16 protein-coding genes and 1 pseudogene are annotated in these 18,195 nt (G+C 68.9%); 12 read left to right on the top strand and 5 right to left on the bottom strand.

Going from position 1 to position 18,195, the window contains the following annotated elements:
• Nucleotides 1-93 precede the first annotated feature (93 nt).
• Together whiA and acnA are read left to right on the top strand one after the other, a co-directional pair.
• Entirely contained in the window at nucleotides 94-1,089 is a 996-nt protein-coding gene (gene whiA, locus U9980_RS02485; RefSeq protein WP_322752507.1) for a DNA-binding protein WhiA, read from the top strand.
• A 217-nt stretch (nucleotides 1,090-1,306) separates the two neighbouring features.
• Nucleotides 1,307-3,994: an aconitate hydratase AcnA gene (gene acnA, locus U9980_RS02480; RefSeq protein WP_322766492.1), complete on the top strand. Its 2,688-nt coding sequence runs from the start codon at nucleotides 1,307-1,309 to the stop codon at nucleotides 3,992-3,994.
• Nucleotides 3,995-4,162: 168 nt separating this feature from the next.
• Here acnA and U9980_RS28375 read toward each other — a convergent pair.
• The 4 genes and pseudogenes from U9980_RS28375 to U9980_RS02460 form a co-directional block, all read right to left on the bottom strand.
• Nucleotides 4,163-4,264 (bottom strand): annotated as a pseudogene (locus U9980_RS28375) (site-specific integrase); the annotation flags it as partial.
• Between the two features lie 37 nt (nucleotides 4,265-4,301).
• Entirely contained in the window at nucleotides 4,302-4,673 is a 372-nt protein-coding gene (locus U9980_RS02470; protein ID WP_322752504.1) for a DUF427 domain-containing protein, read from the bottom strand.
• A gap of 84 nt (nucleotides 4,674-4,757) precedes the next feature.
• Nucleotides 4,758-5,558 (bottom strand): SDR family NAD(P)-dependent oxidoreductase, encoded by an 801-nt coding sequence (locus tag U9980_RS02465; protein ID WP_322766490.1) that lies wholly within the window; start codon nucleotides 5,556-5,558, stop codon nucleotides 4,758-4,760.
• Nucleotides 5,559-5,610: 52 nt separating this feature from the next.
• Nucleotides 5,611-5,904 carry a hypothetical protein gene (locus U9980_RS02460; RefSeq protein WP_322766489.1) on the bottom strand — a complete coding sequence of 98 codons (294 nt, stop codon included), beginning with the start codon at nucleotides 5,902-5,904 and terminating at the stop codon, nucleotides 5,611-5,613.
• Between the two features lie 124 nt (nucleotides 5,905-6,028).
• Here U9980_RS02460 and U9980_RS02455 point away from each other — a divergent pair, with 124 nt between their 5' ends.
• Entirely contained in the window at nucleotides 6,029-6,958 is a 930-nt protein-coding gene (locus U9980_RS02455) for an AraC family transcriptional regulator (RefSeq protein ID WP_322752502.1), read from the top strand.
• Between the two features lie 1,063 nt (nucleotides 6,959-8,021).
• Here U9980_RS02455 and U9980_RS02450 read toward each other — a convergent pair.
• Nucleotides 8,022-8,222: a hypothetical protein gene (locus U9980_RS02450; RefSeq protein ID WP_322766488.1), complete on the bottom strand. Its 201-nt coding sequence runs from the start codon at nucleotides 8,220-8,222 to the stop codon at nucleotides 8,022-8,024.
• Nucleotides 8,223-8,432: 210 nt separating this feature from the next.
• Here U9980_RS02450 and U9980_RS02445 point away from each other — a divergent pair, with 210 nt between their 5' ends.
• From U9980_RS02445 to U9980_RS02405, 9 genes are all read left to right on the top strand, one after another.
• Nucleotides 8,433-8,729 (top strand): C40 family peptidase, encoded by a 297-nt coding sequence (locus tag U9980_RS02445; RefSeq protein WP_322766487.1) that lies wholly within the window; start codon nucleotides 8,433-8,435, stop codon nucleotides 8,727-8,729.
• Between the two features lie 60 nt (nucleotides 8,730-8,789).
• The gene (locus U9980_RS02440) at nucleotides 8,790-9,443 is read left to right on the top strand and encodes a CDP-alcohol phosphatidyltransferase family protein (RefSeq protein ID WP_322766486.1); all 654 of its coding nucleotides are present in this window, start codon (nucleotides 8,790-8,792) and stop codon (nucleotides 9,441-9,443) included.
• An 11-nt stretch (nucleotides 9,444-9,454) separates the two neighbouring features.
• The gene (locus tag U9980_RS02435) at nucleotides 9,455-12,052 is read left to right on the top strand and encodes a mannose-1-phosphate guanyltransferase (protein ID WP_322766504.1); all 2,598 of its coding nucleotides are present in this window, start codon (nucleotides 9,455-9,457) and stop codon (nucleotides 12,050-12,052) included.
• Between the two features lie 43 nt (nucleotides 12,053-12,095).
• Complete coding sequence (gcvH, locus tag U9980_RS02430) at nucleotides 12,096-12,476, top strand: glycine cleavage system protein GcvH (protein WP_322752496.1); 381 nt, start codon at nucleotides 12,096-12,098, stop codon at nucleotides 12,474-12,476.
• A gap of 283 nt (nucleotides 12,477-12,759) precedes the next feature.
• On the top strand, nucleotides 12,760-13,311 hold the full coding sequence (locus U9980_RS02425; protein WP_322750289.1) for an FHA domain-containing protein: 552 nt from the start codon (nucleotides 12,760-12,762) through the stop codon (nucleotides 13,309-13,311).
• Between the two features lie 16 nt (nucleotides 13,312-13,327).
• The gene (locus U9980_RS02420; protein WP_322766485.1) at nucleotides 13,328-14,092 is read left to right on the top strand and encodes a MerR family transcriptional regulator; all 765 of its coding nucleotides are present in this window, start codon (nucleotides 13,328-13,330) and stop codon (nucleotides 14,090-14,092) included.
• A 223-nt stretch (nucleotides 14,093-14,315) separates the two neighbouring features.
• Nucleotides 14,316-14,801 (top strand): bifunctional nuclease family protein, encoded by a 486-nt coding sequence (locus U9980_RS02415; protein ID WP_322750286.1) that lies wholly within the window; start codon nucleotides 14,316-14,318, stop codon nucleotides 14,799-14,801.
• Nucleotides 14,802-15,112: 311 nt separating this feature from the next.
• The gene (locus U9980_RS02410) at nucleotides 15,113-15,679 is read left to right on the top strand and encodes a MerR family transcriptional regulator (RefSeq protein ID WP_322750285.1); all 567 of its coding nucleotides are present in this window, start codon (nucleotides 15,113-15,115) and stop codon (nucleotides 15,677-15,679) included.
• A 252-nt stretch (nucleotides 15,680-15,931) separates the two neighbouring features.
• A partial coding sequence (locus U9980_RS02405; RefSeq protein WP_322766484.1) for an FtsK/SpoIIIE domain-containing protein occupies nucleotides 15,932-18,195 on the top strand: 2,264 nt, incomplete at its 3' end.

The raw sequence follows: 18,195 nt of genomic DNA, 5'->3' as shown, positions 1-18,195 counted from the left end.
TGCTGTGCGCCGCAACGCCGCGACCGCCGGGTCCGCCCGTGAAGGTGTCTTCCCCGCTCATGAAGGTGCCGTCTCCGCTCATGAAGGTGAGGAATGATTCGTGTGGCCGCAATGACCGCCACCGTCAAGGACGAGCTCAGCCGGTTGCGGGTGGCGAAGCCATGTTGTCGCAGGGCGGAAATGGCCGCGCTGTTGCGCTTCGGTGGCGGGCTGCACATTGTGCGTGGCCGTATCGTCGTCGAGGCCGAACTCGACGCGGGTGCCACCGCTCGGCGGCTGCGCCGCGAGATCGCAGAGGTGTTCGGCTTCCCGTCGGGCATCGCGGTGCTCGCCGCGGGTGGGCTGCGCCGTTCCGTGCGGTACATCGTCCGGGTGGAGCGTGACGGCGAGCAGCTGGCGCGGTCGACCGGACTGCTCGACCAGCGGGGTCGCCCGGTGCGAGGGTTGCCACCACAAGTGGTGACGGGTGCTTCCTGTGATGCTGCGGCTGCGTGGCGTGGGGCGTTCCTGGCCCATGGCTCACTGACCGAGCCAGGCCGCTCATGCTCCCTGGAGATCACTTCGCCGGGGCCGGAGGCTGCGCTCGCGCTGGTCGGCGCGGCCCGTCGGCTCGGTGTCGCGGCCAAGAGCCGCGAGGTGCGCGGGGTGGACCGGGTGGTGATCCGCGATGGCGACGCGATCAGCGTGCTGCTGACGAAGATCGGCGCGCATGACAGCCTGCTGGCCTGGGAGGATCGGCGGATGCGCCGCGAGGTGCGGGCGACCGCGAACCGGCTGGCGAATTTCGACGACGCCAACCTGCGCCGTTCGGCGCGCGCGGCGGTCGCGGCCGGCGCCCGGGTCCAGGCGGCGTTGAGGATCCTGGGAGATGACGCACCCGGGCATCTGCTCGCGGCCGGACGGCTGCGCCTTGAGCATGCCCAGGCATCCCTGGAGGAGCTGGGTGCGCTCGCGGAGCCGCCGCTGACCAAGGATGCGGTCGCCGGTCGCATCCGGCGGCTGCTGGCGTTGGCCGATAAGAGGGCGCATGCGCTCGGGTTGCCGAACACCGAGGCGAGCGTCTCGCCGGATCTCCTTGAGAACGCCTGAGCGATTACGTGACGGTCACTCTCAGTTATATGGAGCATTCGGGGTGGCGCCGGCCTGTCGCCACACTTCGGGAGCCTCGCGCACGGCGACTGATCTTCTGGTATATCCTTAGCAATACTAAGTAAATAGGATATTACTGGTCCCGGCCCTGGCGGGTCGGGTAATTCCTGGAACGAACACCAGGATGGTCCGCGAGGGAACGCGGCGAGGAGGAGATATGGACAGCTTCGGCAGCACAGGTCATCTCAAGGTGGGTGACCGTAGGTATACAATCCGTCGGCTGGACGCGGTTTCCGGAGCTGACCGGTTGCCGTACAGTCTGCGCATCCTGCTGGAGAACCTGCTGCGGACCGAGGACGGCGCCAACATCACCGCCGACCACGTCACCGCGCTCGCGTCCTGGGATCCGGCCGCCACGCCGAGCCAGGAGATCCAGTTCACGCCGGCCCGCGTGATCATGCAGGATTTCACCGGGGTGCCGTGCGTGGTCGACCTCGCCGCCATGCGCGAGGCCATGGCCGCTCTCGGCGGTGATCCGACAAAGATCAACCCGCTGGCGCCGGCGGAGCTGGTGATCGACCACTCGATCATCGCGGACGTCTTCGGCCGGGCTGACGCCTTCGCCCTCAACACCGAGCTGGAGTTCGCCCGCAACCGCGAGCGCTACCAGTTCCTGCGGTGGGGCCAGGCCGCGTTCGACAACTTCACGGTCGTCCCCCCGAACACCGGGATCGTCCACCAGGTCAACCTGGAGTACCTCGCCCGGGTGATCTTCACCCGGACGACCGCCGACGGCGTGCTCGCCTACCCCGACACCCTGGTCGGCACGGACAGCCACACCACCATGATCAACGGTCTGGGCGTGCTCGGCTGGGGTGTCGGCGGCATCGAGGCGGAGGCCGCCATGCTCGGCCAGCCGGTGAGCATGCTCATCCCGACGGTCGTCGGGTTCAAGCTCACCGGTGAGCTGCCGCCTGGAACCACCGCGACCGACCTCGTCCTCACCATTACCGAGATGCTGCGTACGCACGGTGTCGTGGGCCGTTTCGTCGAGTTCTACGGCGAGGGCGTGGGCAACGTCCCGCTGGCCAACCGGGCCACGATCGGCAACATGAGCCCCGAGTACGGCTCGACCTGCGCCATCTTCCCAGTGGATGCGGAGACCCTGGCCTACCTGCGGCTGACCGGCCGTCCCAGCGAGCAGGTCGACCTCGTCGAGGCGTACACCAAGGAGCAGGGCCTCTGGCACGACCCGAGTCGCGAGCCGGTCTACACGACCACCCTCACCCTCGATCTCTCCACGATCGAGCCGTCGCTGGCCGGCCCGAAGCGCCCGCAGGACCGGGTCCCCCTGCGCACCGCCAAGGCTGCGTTCCGCACCGCGCTCGCCGACTATGCCGGTCCGGCAAAGGCAGCTGCGGGTACTTCTGGTGATCTCGAAGGACGCCCGTCCAACCCGACCCCGGTGACCCTCGCGGACGGCACCAGCTTCTCACTCGACCACGGCGCGGTCGCGATCGCGGCCATCACCTCGTGCACGAACACGTCCAACCCGCAGGTGATGGTGGGCGCGGCCATCCTCGCCCGCAACGCCGTCGACCGGGGCCTGACCCGCAAGCCCTGGGTCAAGACCACCCTGGCCCCGGGTTCCAAGGTCGTCATGGACTACTACGAGCGCGCCGGGCTCACCCCCTACCTGGACAAGCTCGGGTTCAACCTGGTCGGCTACGGGTGCACCACCTGCATCGGCAACTCCGGCCCCCTCCAGGAGGAGATCAGCCAGGGGGTGAACGCCGGCGACCTGGCGGTGGTCAGCGTGCTGTCGGGTAACCGTAACTTCGAGGGTCGGATCAACCCGGACGTCAAGATGAACTACCTGGCGTCCCCGCCGCTGGTCGTGGCCTACGCCCTCGCCGGCACGATGGACATCGACCTGGTCAACGACCCGCTGGGCACCGACACGGCGGGCAACCCGGTCTACCTGCGCGACATCTGGCCGAGCGAGGCCGAGGTGGCCGCGGTGGTCGGCGACGCGATCCGCTCGGAGATGTTCACCGAGGACTACGGCGACCTGTCTGGCGACAAGCAGTGGCAGTCGCTGCCGACCGGTGACGGAGGCGAGGTGTCCCAGACGTTTCACTGGGCACCTGACTCGACCTACGTGCGCCACCCACCGTACTTCGAGGGGATGGCGGCGACGCCGGCGCCGCGCCCGGACATCGTCGGCGCCCGCGTGCTGGCGCTGCTCGGCGACTCGGTGACCACCGACCACATCTCGCCCGCCGGATCCATCAAGCGGGAGTCACCCGCGGGCCGCTACCTCGTGGAGCACGGGGTGGAGCCGACGGACTTCAACTCCTACGGGTCCCGGCGCGGCAACCACGAGGTGATGATCCGCGGGACGTTCGCCAACATCCGGCTGCGCAACATGCTGGCTCCCGGCACCGAGGGCGGGGTCACCCGGCACCTGCCCGACGGCGAGCAGCTGGCGATCTACGACGCGGCGCAGAAGTACGCCGCCGACGGAGTGCCACTGGTGGTCCTCGCCGGCAAGGAGTACGGTTCGGGTTCGTCGCGTGACTGGGCGGCCAAGGGTACGGCCCTGCTCGGCGTCCGAGCGGTCATCGCCGAGTCCTACGAGCGGATCCACCGCTCCAACCTGATCGGGATGGGCGTCCTGCCGCTGCAGTTCCCGACCGGGCAGTCCGCGGCGTCGCTCGGCCTGACCGGCGAGGAGACGTTCACCATCGTCGGGCTCGCCGGCGTCGACGAGAAGACCCCGACGCTGCTCGTCCAGGCCGACGACAAGCGGTTCGACGCAGTCGTCCGCATCGACACGCCGGGGGAGGCCGAGTACTACCGCAACGGCGGCATCCTGCCCTACGTCCTGCGGTCACTGCTCTAAATCGAAACGATCTTTCGAGCGACGATCTTTCGAGCTTTGTGCGATCAACAACGGCCGTTTCGGCACACAAAGCTCGAAAGATCGTCATTAACGATCGTCCGACAGCGCGCCAGGAGCGCGTTCGGCCGGGATCAGTGACCGGGTCTTCGCCGCATGTCCGACCGCGTCCGCGAGGATCTCCGCGGCCCGGCCCGCGGTCTCGTACAGCATCCGCCACAGGGTCTTCTCCCGCAGCGGGACGTCCTGACGGGTCAGCAGCCGTTCGACCGCCGGCCGGGGGCCGCCCCGCGGTGCCCGGTACCCCGTGTCAGCGCCCCTGTTGCAGAACGCCGTCGACATACGTATCCGTCCTGCGGAAGGCGATGAGGCCGGCAATCGGCTGACCGTCGGGCAGTGGCGCCGGGTACGACCACGCATGGTCCCGGTACAGCTGACCGTTGACCCGTACCGACCAGTACTCGGCGGTGCCCTTGTGTGGGCAGTGGGTGATCGTGTCGCTCGGTTCGAGCAGTTCCATCCGTACGTGCGCCTTGGGTAGGTAGTAACGCACCGGTGCACCGGTTTCGAGGAGGAGCCGGGGACCGCTCGACTCGGCGATGGTGACACCGTCGAGGTCGATGCGCAGGTGTCCGGGGTTCGGCAACGGTTCGATCCGGATGTGTTGTCCTTCGTTGTCCATGTCAGACCTCACTGTTCATCGGGGGCTGGTCATGTCGGGTGGCCGGTCCTCGGCTTGGTTGACGGTGGGTCAGTTGACGGTGGGTCAGTTGACGGTGGGGGTGAATCCGCCGTCGATACGGAGGTTGGCACCGTTGATGGAGGCGCCGAGCGGGCTGGCGACGATGGCGACCAGGGCAGCGATCTCCTCCGGGCCGGCCAGCCGGGCGGCGGGGCTGGCCAGCGGGCCGTCGATCAGCGTGCGGGTGGCCGCCTCGACGTCGTCGAGTCCGTGGTTCTTGGCGAAGTTCCGGGCGAATTCCCGGAACCCGTCAGTCAGCGTCGGGCCGGGGCTGATGGTGTTCGCGGTGATCCCGGTGCCGGCGAGTTCCTTGGCCAGGCTCACCGTGAGGTTGGCCAGCGCCGCTTTGGCGGCGCTGTAGGCGGCCCGGGTAGGCAGCGGATTGGGGTTGGCTGCGCTGCCAATCTGGATGACGCGGCCCCATGTGCTGTCCCGCATCTGCGGTGTCAGTGCCCGGATCAGGCGTACGGCGGAGACGACGTTGGTGTCGTACAGGGTGAGCCAGTTGGCGGGAGTTGCCCCGGTCCAGCCGGCGTCTTGTGCCGTACCGGCGTTGTTGACCAGGATGTCGATGCCACCGAAGGCAGCGGTGGCATCGGCTGCGGCCTGCGCCGCGGCGGCATCGTCGGACAGGTCGCCCAGCACCACCGCCGCCGTGCCACCGGCGGTGACGACGGCGTCCGCGGTGGCCTGCGCCCGTCCGGCGTCTCGGCCGTGCACGACGACGGCGACCCCTTCCCGGGCCAGGCCCAGCGCGATGGCTCGGCCGATGCCGCTGGAACTGCCGGTGACCAGCGCCCGCTTACCCTGCAACTGCAGGTCCATGACTGTTCAATCCTCTTCATCGGGATGGGTACGGGGAGCAGATCTCGTATCCTCAGATGTCCGTCGCGGCGGTGGCGGCCAGGAACGCGGCGAAGGATCGGGCCGGACGGCCGGTGATCTTCTCCACGGCGTCGGTGACGGGGCAGTTGTCGATGGTGACCAGCGGGCTCTCGGTGAAGTCCTGCTGGAAGCAGTCGGGCCGCAGCACGGTCCCCTGCACCGCCCGCTCCACCTCCAGGTTCGGCGAGGTACGACCCACGGTCACCGCGGCGCCGATGTCGGAGATGGCGACCACCCGGCGGATGCCGGGCAGGTTGGCCAGCAGGTCGCTGACCAGAACGTTCATATTGGATCTCCCTCCGTCCGTGAACTCGACTGTATGAATCCGGTCGCACGACGGACAATGTCCATGAACGCCGAAAACATGTCTGATCGGCTCAGAACAAGTCTCGTCGGGATATGATCAGCGGATGGATGTGCTCACGGACGTGCTCGCGGCCCTGGAGACCGGGCCGACCCTGTGCGCGCGTACCCGGGCACACGCCCCCTGGGGGCTGCGGTTCGGGGGCAACCAAGGGTTCGGGTTCCACGTCATCCTGCAGGGCACGTGCTGGCTGTCGAGCGCCGACGAGCCGCCGCGGGCGCTGCGGTCAGGTGACGTGGTGCTGCTGGCCAGCGGCCAGGAGCACACGCTTGCCGACGCCCCGACCACCCCCGCTGTCACCTTCCGCCTGGACCGCGAGTGGCACGCCAAACGGATCGGTCACCAGCACGTGGCCGGGGCAGCGGCCGGAGCGCAGACGGTCCTGCTGTCGGGTGCCTACCGGCTTGAACAGCGCCGGCCGCATCCGCTGCTGGCCACGCTTCCCGACCTGGTGCACCTGCCGAACCGGCGCCGGCACGGGCTGCACGCGGCGGTGGACCTGCTCGGCACCGAGGTCGAGGAGCAGGAGCCGGGCGCGGAGGCGATCGTCTCCTCGCTGGTGGACGCCCTCTTGGTCTACATCCTGCGCGCCTGGCAGGAAGACCATCCGACCGGCTGGAGCCGGGCGGTCGCCGATCCGGCGATCGGCCCCAGCCTCCACCGCATGCACCAGGATCCGGCACGATCGTGGACGGTGCAGCAGTTGGGTGCGCAGGCCGGACTCTCCCGCGCCACGTTCACCCGCCGGTTCACCGCACTGGTCGGTGAGCCACCCCTGACCTACCTCACCCGGTGGCGTCTGACCACCGCGGCCCGGATACTGCGTCAACAGGACGTGCCGCTGTCCGCCGTCGCCCACCGCGTCGGCTACACGTCCGAATTCGCCTTCGCCAAGGCCTTCAAACGGGAGTATGGTCTCGCCCCCGGCAACTACCGCCGCGTCACCGGGATCGAGGAATCCCGGTACGGGAGCTGAGGACGAACCGCCGACCGAAGCGCCGTTCGTGGTCACCAAGGAGTACCGACGCTTCGCCGAGTTCGCCGACGCGGTGCGCCGGCATGAGCGAAGCGCAACGCATGCGTCAGGTGCCGGCGGGCCAAGTGGTGCTGATGCACGTCTGGGAACTGTGGGGACGAGGGCCCGCCGGTACCGATGCCGCCACACTTTACTGTTACAGCCTCGCCGAACCGGCCGTCGCACAGAAGGTTCGCGATCATGTCGGCGACATCCCTGACACATCCGATCGACGCCAGAGGCGGCCGTTAGGACCGGCAGCGGTCATGATCGTAGCTACCTCATGTCGATGCCCAACACAAGGACTACATAGGACCACTGGTTGGATGTGGCTACATGTTGGGTTTGGGGGTATTGCCTACCCGTACGGGCTACCCGATATCGTTTGACACAACACGTGTACCCCCTCAGCAAAGATCAACATTCCCCCTCGAACACACGCGTCGGACCGAAACGCCCAGTCCTGCCCCGGTCCGATGTCCCCTCCGAGCAGCCAGGGGGCAGGAGCGAGGTTTCGCAGCCCTGACGGTCGTCGGCCGGGTTCTCCCCCTCAGCCGGCGCCTTGAGGCGTGCCAGCGACATCGGTTCGTGGCATGGCGCCACACTGCCTCGCAGGCGTTCGGGAAGGACGCGCGTTGCATCCACGTGGCGTGATCCGGCTCCCCGTAGACGGAGAGCAGGCCGGTCGTGGTCGCCATCGTGACCAGGCGCCCGAGAGCGCCGGTGACCATGAGCCCAACCCCTGGCATGCCCGTCTCGGCCCGCAGTCCCGGCGGGTCGCCACGATCGCCGCGGTGACGACCGGGACCCTGGCTGCATCGACGGCGGGCTTCGCCGCGACGATGCCCGGCCCGGGCGGAAACGCGACTCTTGGGCCGATGACAACTACCGCAGCCACCGTCGACAACGCCGCGATGATCGGCGGTGGCACCCACGGGGCCGCTCCCGCGGGCGCCACCGTCGACCTGGCCGCCAAGTTGGGCAATCCGGATCCGACCTTCACCACGATGTCGATCGCCGCCGATCAGGCGACGGTCGCGCCGAACGCACCCGTCGTCATCACCGTCCGCGCCATGGAGGTCGGGACCGGACGTCCCGTCGCCGACCAGCGGGTCCGTATCGCGGTGGCCAACGGCCCGCAGTGGACCACCACCGCCCAGCTACGGACCGACAGCACCGGCACCGCGACGATCAGTACCCGGCTGCTGTCGACCACGACGCTCACCGCGGTCTTCGACGGTACGAACGTCCTGCGTCCCTCGCTCGCCGGAGCGACCACTGTGACGGTGCGCAGCCCGACGGGCCCGGGAGGCGGTTCCGCGGGGGGCGGTTCCGCGGGGGGCCGGCGGCCGGGACCGCGCCCACGGTCGTCCCGGGCAGCTCCATCGGGGAGAAGGCCGTCTACCTCGCATCGCTGCAGCGGGGCAAGCCGTACGTGTACGGGGCCGAGGGGCCCTACGCGTTCGACTGCTCCGGCCTGGTTCAGTATGTCTTCAAACAGCTCGGGCGCTCCTTGCCGCGGACGGCCCAGCAGCAGTTCGCCGCCTCGCTGCGAGTGCCCCAGGCCGGCAAGCAGCCCGGCGACCTGATCTTCTTCGGAACCCCGGGCAATATCACCCATGTCGCGATCTACGCCGGTAACGGATACGTGTGGAGCGCCCCGGAGACCGGGCGAACGGTCTCGCTGGTGCCCATCTGGAGCTCGACGTACTACGTTGGCCGAGTGCTGTAGCGGTTGGCCGGGGGCTGCAACGGTTGACCGGGCGGGTCCGGGTGCGAAGGGGTGTCGAGGGTGACCACGGCGATCCATCCGTCCGACCGGGTACTCACGATCCCGAACGTGCTCTCCGCGCTGCGCCTGGCCGGGGTACCGGTGTTCCTGTGGCTGGCGTTGGGTCCCAAGGCTGACGGTGCGGCGCTCGCAGTACTCGCCTTCGCCGGCGTGAGCGACTATCTCGACGGCAAACTTGCCCGGGCGCTGGGGCAGACCAGCCGGCTCGGGATTCTCCTCGACCCGCTGGCGGACCGCCTGTACATCCTGGCGACGATCATTGCGCTGACGCTGCGCGAGATCGTTCCCTGGTGGTTCGCCGCGCTGCTCATCGGCCGGGACGTCGCGATCACCGGCGTCGTGCCGGTGCTGCGCCGCTTGGGCTACGGCCCCACCCTGCCCGTGCATTACCTGGGCAAGGCCGCGACATTCAACCTGCTCTACGCCTTCCCGCTGCTGCTGCTGTCAGCGGGCGACAACTGGCTCGCCAGCGTTTCCCGTCCGCTCGGGTGGGCGTTCGCCATCTGGGGTACCGCTCTGTACTGGTGGTCCGCGATCCTCTACTGGGTACAGGTCCGCCAGCTTGCGCGGGCGGCCAGCGGTACCGAACCGCCGGTGTCGCCCGGAGCCGACCGCGGCGAGGCCGGCCGGGCAGACGCGGAGGTGGGTCGGTGAGAGCCGTCGTGATGGCGGGCGGTGAAGGAAGGCGCCTGCGCCCGATGACCGCCAATCAGCCCAAACCGCTACTCCCCGTCGTCAATCGTCCGATCATGGAGCATGTGCTGCGGCTGCTCAAACGGCACGGTTTCGATGAGACCGTGATCACGGTGCAGTTCCTCGCGGCCCACGTCCGGACCTACTTCGGTGACGGCGACGAGCTGGGTATGCACCTGTCGTACGCGACCGAGACCACACCGCTGGGGACGGCCGGCAGCGTCCGCAACGCACAGGACGCGTTGCGCGACGATCCGTTTCTGGTGATCAGTGGGGATGCGCTCACCGACATCGACCTGACCTCGCTGGTCGCCTACCACCGCAAGCAGGGTGCGCTGGTCACGATCGCGCTCAAGGCCGTCCCGAATCCCCTGGAGTTCGGGATCGTCATCACGTCCGAGCGCGGCCGGATCATCCGCTTCCTGGAGAAACCGACCTGGGGGCAGGTCTTCTCCGACACGGTCAACACCGGCATCTACGTGATGGAACCGGAGGTGCTCGACCACGTTCCGGTCGGAGAGTCGGTGGACTGGTCGGGGGACGTCTTCCCCCAGCTCCTGGCTGCCGGCGCGCCCCTGTTCGGCTACGTCGTGGGTGGCTACTGGGAGGATGTCGGCACCATCCCGAGCTTCCTTCGGGCCCAGGCCGATGTCCTCAACGGCAAGGTCGACGTGGAGATCGGCGGGTTCGAGGTCTCGCCGGGGGTGTGGGTCGGACGGGACGCCGACGTCCATCCGGAGGCGGTGCTCTACGGTCCGCTGGTGATCGGTGACTACACGAAGATCGAGGCCGGTGCCGAGCTGCGTGAGTTCACCGTCATCGGCAGTAACGTCGTGGTCAAATCGGGCGCCTTCCTGCACCGGGCCGTCGTCCAGGACAACGCTCTGATCGGGTCGCTGACCAACCTGCGGGGCTGCGTGATCGGTAAGAGCACTGACGTGCTGCGGGCCGCGCGGGTCGAGGAGGGTGCGGTGGTCGGCGACGAGTGCGTGCTTGAGGAGGAGTCGTTCGTCTCCCACGACGTCATGGTGTACCCGTTCAAGACCATCGAGGCCGGCGCGGTGGTCAACACCAGCGTCATCTGGGAATCCCGGGGACAGCGCTCGCTGTTCGGCCCCCGGGGGGTGTCGGGGCTGATCAACGTCGAGATCACCCCCGAACTGGTGGTCCGCCTCGCCAGCGCCTATGCCACGACCCTGCGCAAGGGATCCACGGTGACCACGGTCCGGGATGGCTCACGGGCCGCCCGGGCGCTCAAACGGGCGATGATCAGTGCGCTCACCGCGAGCGCGATGGACGTGCGGGATCTGGAGGTCGCGCCGATGCCGGTGGCCCGCTTCGACGTCCGCGCCTCCGATGCCGCCGGCGGAATCATGGTGCGCACGACACCGGGGGACACCGAGCGGGTGGACATCAGCTTCATGGACTCCGAGGGCAGCGATCTTTCGCTTGCCATGCAGCGCACGCTCGATCGGGTCGTCAGCCGCCAGGAATTCCGGCGGGCTTTTCCCGAAGAGATCGGGGAGCTGCGCTTCCCCGCCCGTACCGCCGATATCTACACCCGCGACCTGCTGGACCGAGTGGACACCGCCGGCCTGGCCGAAGCCAACCTCAAAATCGTGATCGATCCGGCCGGGGGAGCGACCTCGTTGGTCCTGCCCACCCTGCTGGGCCGGCTCGGGGTGGACGTCCTCACCGTCAACGGCCGGCTGGACGAGACCGTCCCGGCGCAGACGCCGGACGATCGCCGCCGCGCCCTGAACCGCCTCGGCGCGCTCGTCGCCAGCTCGCGGGCTGCCGTCGGCGTCCGTTTCGACAACGTCGGTGACCGCATCACGATCGTGGATGAACGCGGCGACCTGATCGACGACGAGCGGGCGCTGCTGGTGTTCCTCGACCTTGTCGCGGCCGAGAACCGGGGAGCGCACGTCGCGCTGCCGGTGACCACCACCCGGGTCGCGGACCAGGTGACCCGCTTCCACGGGCTGACGGTCCGGCGCACCTCACTGTCGGCCGCCGACCTCACCCGGGCCGCGAGCGAGCCGAACGTCGTGTTCGCCGCGGACGGCCGCGGGGGATTCGTGGTACCCGAGTTCGCGCCGGCGATCGACGGCCTGGCCGCGTTCGTCAGACTGGCCGCGCTGGTCGCCCGGACCCGGCTGACCCTGAGCGCGATCGACGCGCGCATCCCGGCCGTGTCCGTGCTCCGCAGATCCGTGCCGACGCCGTGGGCGGCCAAGGGCATGGTGATGCGGCGGGTGATGGAGGCGGTCGACACCGACAGCGGGTGCACCATCGACACCACCGACGGCGTTCGGGTGATCCTGCCGGACGGCTCATGGGTCCTGGTACTCCCGGACCCGGCCGAAGCCGTCACCCATCTGTGGGCCGAGGGCCGCGATGCCACCACGGCAGAGCATCTCCTGGACCACTGGAGCACCCTGTTCGTGACGGGTGACGTCACCGGCGACGTCACCGGCAAGGACCGCTGGAAACCGGATGTGTCGGATCGGGTTCCCGACCCGGGATCCGTCGGGACACCCGGTTCGCTCTCCGCAAAGCGGTACTGATCTGTTCGATGGTTCGGAACCGACGACTGGGAGGCGATACGCAGTGTACCCGGAAGATCTGAAGTACACCACAGAGCACGAGTGGATCCGGGTGAACAGCGGCACTGTGCGGGTGGGTATCACCTCGTTTGCACAGGAAGCGCTCGGGGACATCGTGTTTGTGACGTTGCCGGCGGTCGGTGACCGGGTGCAGGCCGGTGAGCCGTTCGGCGAAGTAGAGTCGACCAAGAGCGTCTCGGACGTCTACGCCCCGGTCTCCGGGGAGGTGATCGCTCGCAACGAGGTGCTCGACAGCACTCCGGAGCTGGTCAACTCCGATCCCTACGGTGAGGGTTGGCTGGTCGAGGTGGCCGTTGACGACGCCGGGACGACCGATTCCCTGCTCGACGCGGGCGCCTACGCCCAGCACGTGAAGCGAACGTGATGATCCGCACATGTAGTCTGGCGTTCAGGTCCACGCCACGCAGGAATAGCTGACCTACTCCCTTTGCGCGGTAGTGGACCCGATGCACTAGCCTCATTGTGCGCCGGGAAGGCGATACGAGGCCGGGATGTCGCGGTCGGTGTCGACCCTTCCGGCTTCGGGGCCGTCCGCGCGGTGGGTGGGTGTCCCCGAGGAGGAATCGAACTTTCGCCACCCCAGGCAGGTGGCCCGAGCGGCCGACCCAACCGCACCCGCGGCGGTCCGGCAGGAAGCAGACGCGACCGTGTTCTGCACGAGGTGCGGACAGCAGAACCCGACTGATGCGTTGTACTGCGCGCGGTGTGGGTCTCCACTGGTACGTCCAGGTGAGCCCGTCGCGCCGGAACGACCTGCCGAGCAGACGTCGACGCTCAACCTTGCCGCAGCCCTTTCGGGTATCGAGGGTGACCACGTCGACGAGTCGACCGAGCGGGATGCCGTCGCCGCCGTTGACGCGTTGCCACCGGGTTCAGGTTTGCTCGTGGTCAAGCGAGGGCCCAACGCGGGCAGCCGCTTCCTGCTGGATGCCGACCTGACGACGGCGGGCCGGCATCCGGAAAGCGATATTTTCCTGGATGATGTGACGGTGTCGCGCCGTCACGCCGAGTTCCATCGGTCTCCGTACACGAAGGGCTTTGCCGTTCGTGACGTAGGTAGCCTCAACGGCACCTATCTCAACCGGGAGCGGATCGACTCGGCCGAACTGTCCAGTGGTGACGAGGTCCAGATCGGCAAATTCCGACTGGTGTTCCTGACTGGATCAATCATGGCGACGGGTGGCGGGGGGCCCCAGTGAGCCGATGGTCCCATCGATGAACGCCGGTCGGGCCACGACATCGTCCGTGCCGATGCCCGCTCGGGCCCCGGCGGGTGGCTCCCCCGCGAAGACGTTCAACATCGGCGAGGTACTCGATCGACTGAGGCTGGACTATCCCGACGTGACGCTGTCCAAGATCCGATATTTGGAGGCGGAAGGTCTGGTGGTCCCGGCCCGGACGAATGCGAACTATCGCAAGTACTCATCCGATGATGTGGGTCGACTCCGTTACATACTCGGCGCACAGCGGGAACGCTTTCTGCCGCTGCGAGTGATCAAAGAGGAACTGGAGTCCATCGACCGCGGCGAGCACCCGCGTGAGCGGTCCGGCCCTCGTCCGGTCGCACCACCCCCGCCCCGCGTCCTGGACATGATCGTCGATGGTGGCGAGACGGTGCGGATGTCGCGCCGGGAGCTGCTCGCCGCCACCGGCATCGGTGACGATCAACTTGTCGAACTCGAACAGTACGGGCTGCTCGCGCCCCGCCCCGGCGGTAGCTATTTCGACGGGGACGCGCTGGCGGTCGCACGCACGGTCGCCGCGCTGAGCGCCTTTGGCGTCCAGCCTCGTCACCTGCGTTCCTCGCGGGTCGCGGCCGATCGGGAAGCGGGACTGATCGAACAGGTGGCGGCCCCCCTACGGGGGCAGCGCGACCGTCCCGGCGGGCACGCGCAGGACACCGTGGACGAGCTCGCGGGTCTGCTGGTTCGGCTGCACGCCGCCCTGCTGCGCTCACGGTTGCGGGCCGGGCCGAGCTGATGACGCCACCTCGGCATGTCCGTGGATCAGTCTTTCGCAGGCCGATTCGCCCGCGGGCACCTATCGTTGACAGTGGGGTGGAAGATGTCCACGGTAGTCGATCTTTCCGGATGCACCGGGCACGCTGACGAACTCCAGCGACGGGGATACTGTCACCCGGTGGGCGTCTACAGTTTCCGCTCAGATCATCCCGTCCTGCTCACCTGTGCGAGGAGGTAGATCGGTGCATCGGCTGGACATCGTCGGCGTTCGTGTCGAGCTTCCGTCGAAGCAGCCGATCGTCCTGTTGAAGGAGGTCGGAGGTGAGCGCTACCTGCCCATCTGGATCGGCGCGGTGGAGGCGACAGCCATCGCGTTCGCGCAGGAGGGCATCACGACCGCTCGTCCGATGACCCACGATCTCATGCGTGATGTGCTGCAGGCCCTGCAGACGGAACTCACGAGGGTGACCATCAACGATCTCCAGGACGGAGTGTTCTTCGCGACGCTCGTGTTCGGAAACGGAGTCGAGGTCTCGGCCCGGCCGTCGGACGCCATCGCGCTGGCCATGCGGATGGGGGTACCCGTCTACGGCGAGGAGTCGGTACTCGCCGAGGCTGGCATCACCGTGCCCGAGGATCAGGAACAGGAGCAGGAGAGCGAGCTGGAGAAGTTCCGAGAGTTCCTGGACACGATCTCACCGGAGGACTTCAACACACCAGGCTCCTGATCGTGTATTCCCCGTCACGCGGTGGATCAGGATCGTCACCGGGCGGCGTCACCAGGTGGCAGCACCAGGCGGCATTGCGAGCCGTTGCGGCACGTGTGCGGTTGTATCCTCAATAGTTCGGGCTGGGCGTGCTTTCATGCGGTTGCGGGACACGTCAATCCTGATCATTGATCCAACCGTCGAGGGCTCTTACCGTCGAGTCGAGGTTGCGGTCCCGCCACGGCGGCCGCGCACGGCGATGCTGTGGCGGGGCCGGGTGAGCCCGGGAGCCGGTTGGTGGGACGGATGGCGACAGCGATGATCGGACGGCGATGATCGAGCAAGGTCAGCTCTTCCCGGATGATCTTCCTCAACCTCCTGGCGATGATGTCGGCTACCGGGGGCCCACCGCGTGCGCCGCCGCGGGGATCACCTATCGGCAGCTCGACTACTGGGCCCGTACAGGGCTTGTCGTGCCGAGCGTGCGAGGCGCCACCGGGTCGGGTAGCCAGCGGCTGTACTCCTTTCGCGATGTGCTGGTTCTGCGGGTCGTGCGCAAGCTGCTTGAGGCGGGGGTCTCCCTGCAGAACATCCGTGCCGCCGTGGACTGCCTGCGCGTCCGCGGGATCGACGATCTTGCCAGGGTCACCCTGGTCAGCGACGGGTCGACGGTGTACGAGTGCACCTCCGACGACCAGGTCATCGACCTCGTCCAAGGAGGGCAGGGGGTCTTCGCGATCGCGGTCGGCCGGGCCGTGCGGGACATGCGCGGGCAGCTGTCGCAACTGCCGACCGAGCGGCCCGAACGCCCGGGACCGGTCGGGCACCCGGCGCACGTCGCCGTCGGTCATCCCGGGGACGAGCTGGCCAACCGGCGCGGCCGGCGCAGCTCAGCCTGAACCAGCGGGAAGCCCGGGGGCCGACGCGGCTACCCGACCGTGGTCACGTTGCTGGACCGAACCCGCGGGGACGGGGAGCATGAGGCGCCGGCCCGTCCGGTAGCGTCACATCGGCGCAGGCCCACCCAGTCAAGGGAAAACCCCGCCTTCGTCGGATCTCGTCGTTAGGTTGGTTCTACCGGTAGGTCACGGGTCGGCCAGGACGCCACACCACCATCGTCGTGCCATTTGCTTGATCGCGGGGAGGTCGCGGTGTCGGGCACTCGGCGAGTGCGGACGCTGGTCACTGGCATCCAGACATGCCTCGGTGAGGCGCTGAGCCTCGCCGATCGGCTGGAGGCACTGGCCGACCAGGTCGAGCTGCCCGAACCGGACGCGCCCCTTGCGGGTACCGGTACGCGTCCGACCGACCAGCTCCACTGGCCCGACGACGCCTGGCACACCGGATCCAGCGCTGCGCAGCGGGTGCCCATCGCGCTCAGCGCCGCGGCCTCGATCGCCCGTGAGCAGGCGCCCGCTCTCGCCGGCGCACGGTGGTCGGCGCCGGCGTGGACGCCGGTGCGCCAGGCCGGCCTGGCCGGGCACCCCACGCCTGGCGAGCCGGTGTCCGCACCGGAAGTGTCCGTGCAGGGAGTGTCAGCACCGGGCGTACCCGTGCAGGGAGCCGCGGAACGGCACTACCGGCCAGGCCTGTGGCGGGTGGGGAGAGTGATCGTCCCACCGCTGCTGCCCGGCGGAGTCGCCGCCGAGGTTCCCCTCGCCGTCAGCCTGCTCGACGGCGGCAACCTGCGCATCGTGGTGGACCGTGACCGCCGGGGTGAGGGGGTCGGCGTTGTGCGCGGCCTGCTCACCCGGGTGCTCGCGGCGGCGCCGGCCGGGTCGGTGCGGGTCATCGTCTACGACCCCTATGAGCTGGGGGCCGGGCTTGCAGGTTTCGCCCCGCTGCGGGCCGCCGGCGTCGCCAGCCCCACCCTGACCACCCGAACCCGCCTGGAAGGCGTGCTCGCGGAGCTTTCCGCGGAGGTGGGGCGGATCACGGTCGACCGGCTCGGCGGCCGGTTCGCCTCGTTGCGGGAGCGAGAAGCCGCCGGCCTGCCGCGGGCCGAGCCCTGGCGGCTGCTGGTACTGCTGGCCTGGCCGTCGCTGGCCGACGACGCCGCTCGGGCGCTGGCGGCGGTCGCCGCCCAGGGTCCTGCATGCGGTGTGCACGTCATCGTCCTGGCGGAGGAGGGCGCCGCCGCCCCCGGTGCCCGACGCGGGCATGACACCCTGGCGCACGCCGAGACTCTGTGGCTGACCGACGACGGCGGGAATCGTCCTGCCGGGGACCCGGGCCGGCCCGAGGGCGACCGGCCGAGCTGGCGCTGCTCGCTGTCGGGTCCACTTCGATGCGACCTGGATGAACCCCCGCCCCCCGATCTGGTGGCCGCGGTGGCCCAGATCGTGGCTGCCGCCGCGGCCCACGAGGCCGCCCGGCCGCCGAACGCGCGCGCCCTGCTACCCGAGACGCTGTGGAGCTTTGACGCCGCCGGCGGTCTTGCTGTTCCGGTGGCGTTCGGCCCGGACGGCCCGGTGACGTTGCGGTTCGACGACGACACCGTCCACGCGCTGGTCGGTGGGCAGGCCGGAGCGGGCAAATCGACCTTGCTCCTTGATGTGGTGTATGGCCTGGCGGCCCGCTATGGCCCAGACCAGCTGCGATTTCACCTGCTCGACTTCAAGGAGGGGCTGGAGTTCGCCCAGTTCGCTCCCCGCGGTGACGACCCGTTCGTGCTGCCGCATGCGGACACGATCGGCATGGACAGCGACCGGGAGTTCGGGGTCGCGGTGTTGCGCCACGTCCGTGCCCTGATGCAACGCCGGGCCCTCGCCATGCGGGCCGTCGGGGCCCGGGACCTGCGCGGCCTGCGGGCCGCCCAGGTCGGTACCGGGTGGCCACGGATCATGATAGTGATCGACGAGTTCCAGGTGATGCTCACGCCGCTGGACGCGGTGTCGCGGGAGGCGGTCTCGCACCTGGAGGTGTTGGCGCGCCAGGGGCGCGCCTACGGGATCCACCTGCTGCTGGCCAGCCAGACCCTGTCGGGTATCGACGCTCTGGATGCGACGGCCGGTAAACGTGGATCGATCTTCGGGCAGTTCGCGCTGCGCATCGCGCTGCGTACCTCGATCTCGGAGTCACGGGTGCTGCTGTCGACCACCAACGAGGCGGCCGGAGCACTGGCCGGCGTCGGTGAGGCCATCGTCAACCGGCGCAACGGCCACCCGGCCGGCAACGAGCTCGTCCGGGTCGCCTATCCGGAGCCGGCACTGCTCGCCACGCTGCGTGCGAGCCTGTCCAGCGCGAACGTGTCCCGTACGAACGTGTCCCGCGCCGCGGGGAACCGGCCGCCGAAGGTCTTCGTAGGCCACGCCCCGGCGCTGTTGGACGACAATCCGTTGTTCCGTTCGCTGGCGGGCACGCCCGCACCGCTCGACCGCGGCGGGCCTGACCGCGGCGCGCTGGATCCCGGTCA

It is taken from the genome of Protofrankia sp. Cr1 (assembly GCF_963555865.1).
In the GTDB taxonomy this organism is placed as follows: Bacteria; Actinomycetota; Actinomycetes; order Frankiales; family Frankiaceae; genus Protofrankia.
The sequence above is the reverse complement of the archived record's forward strand: the minus strand, read 5'-3'. Positions and strand labels throughout refer to the sequence as shown.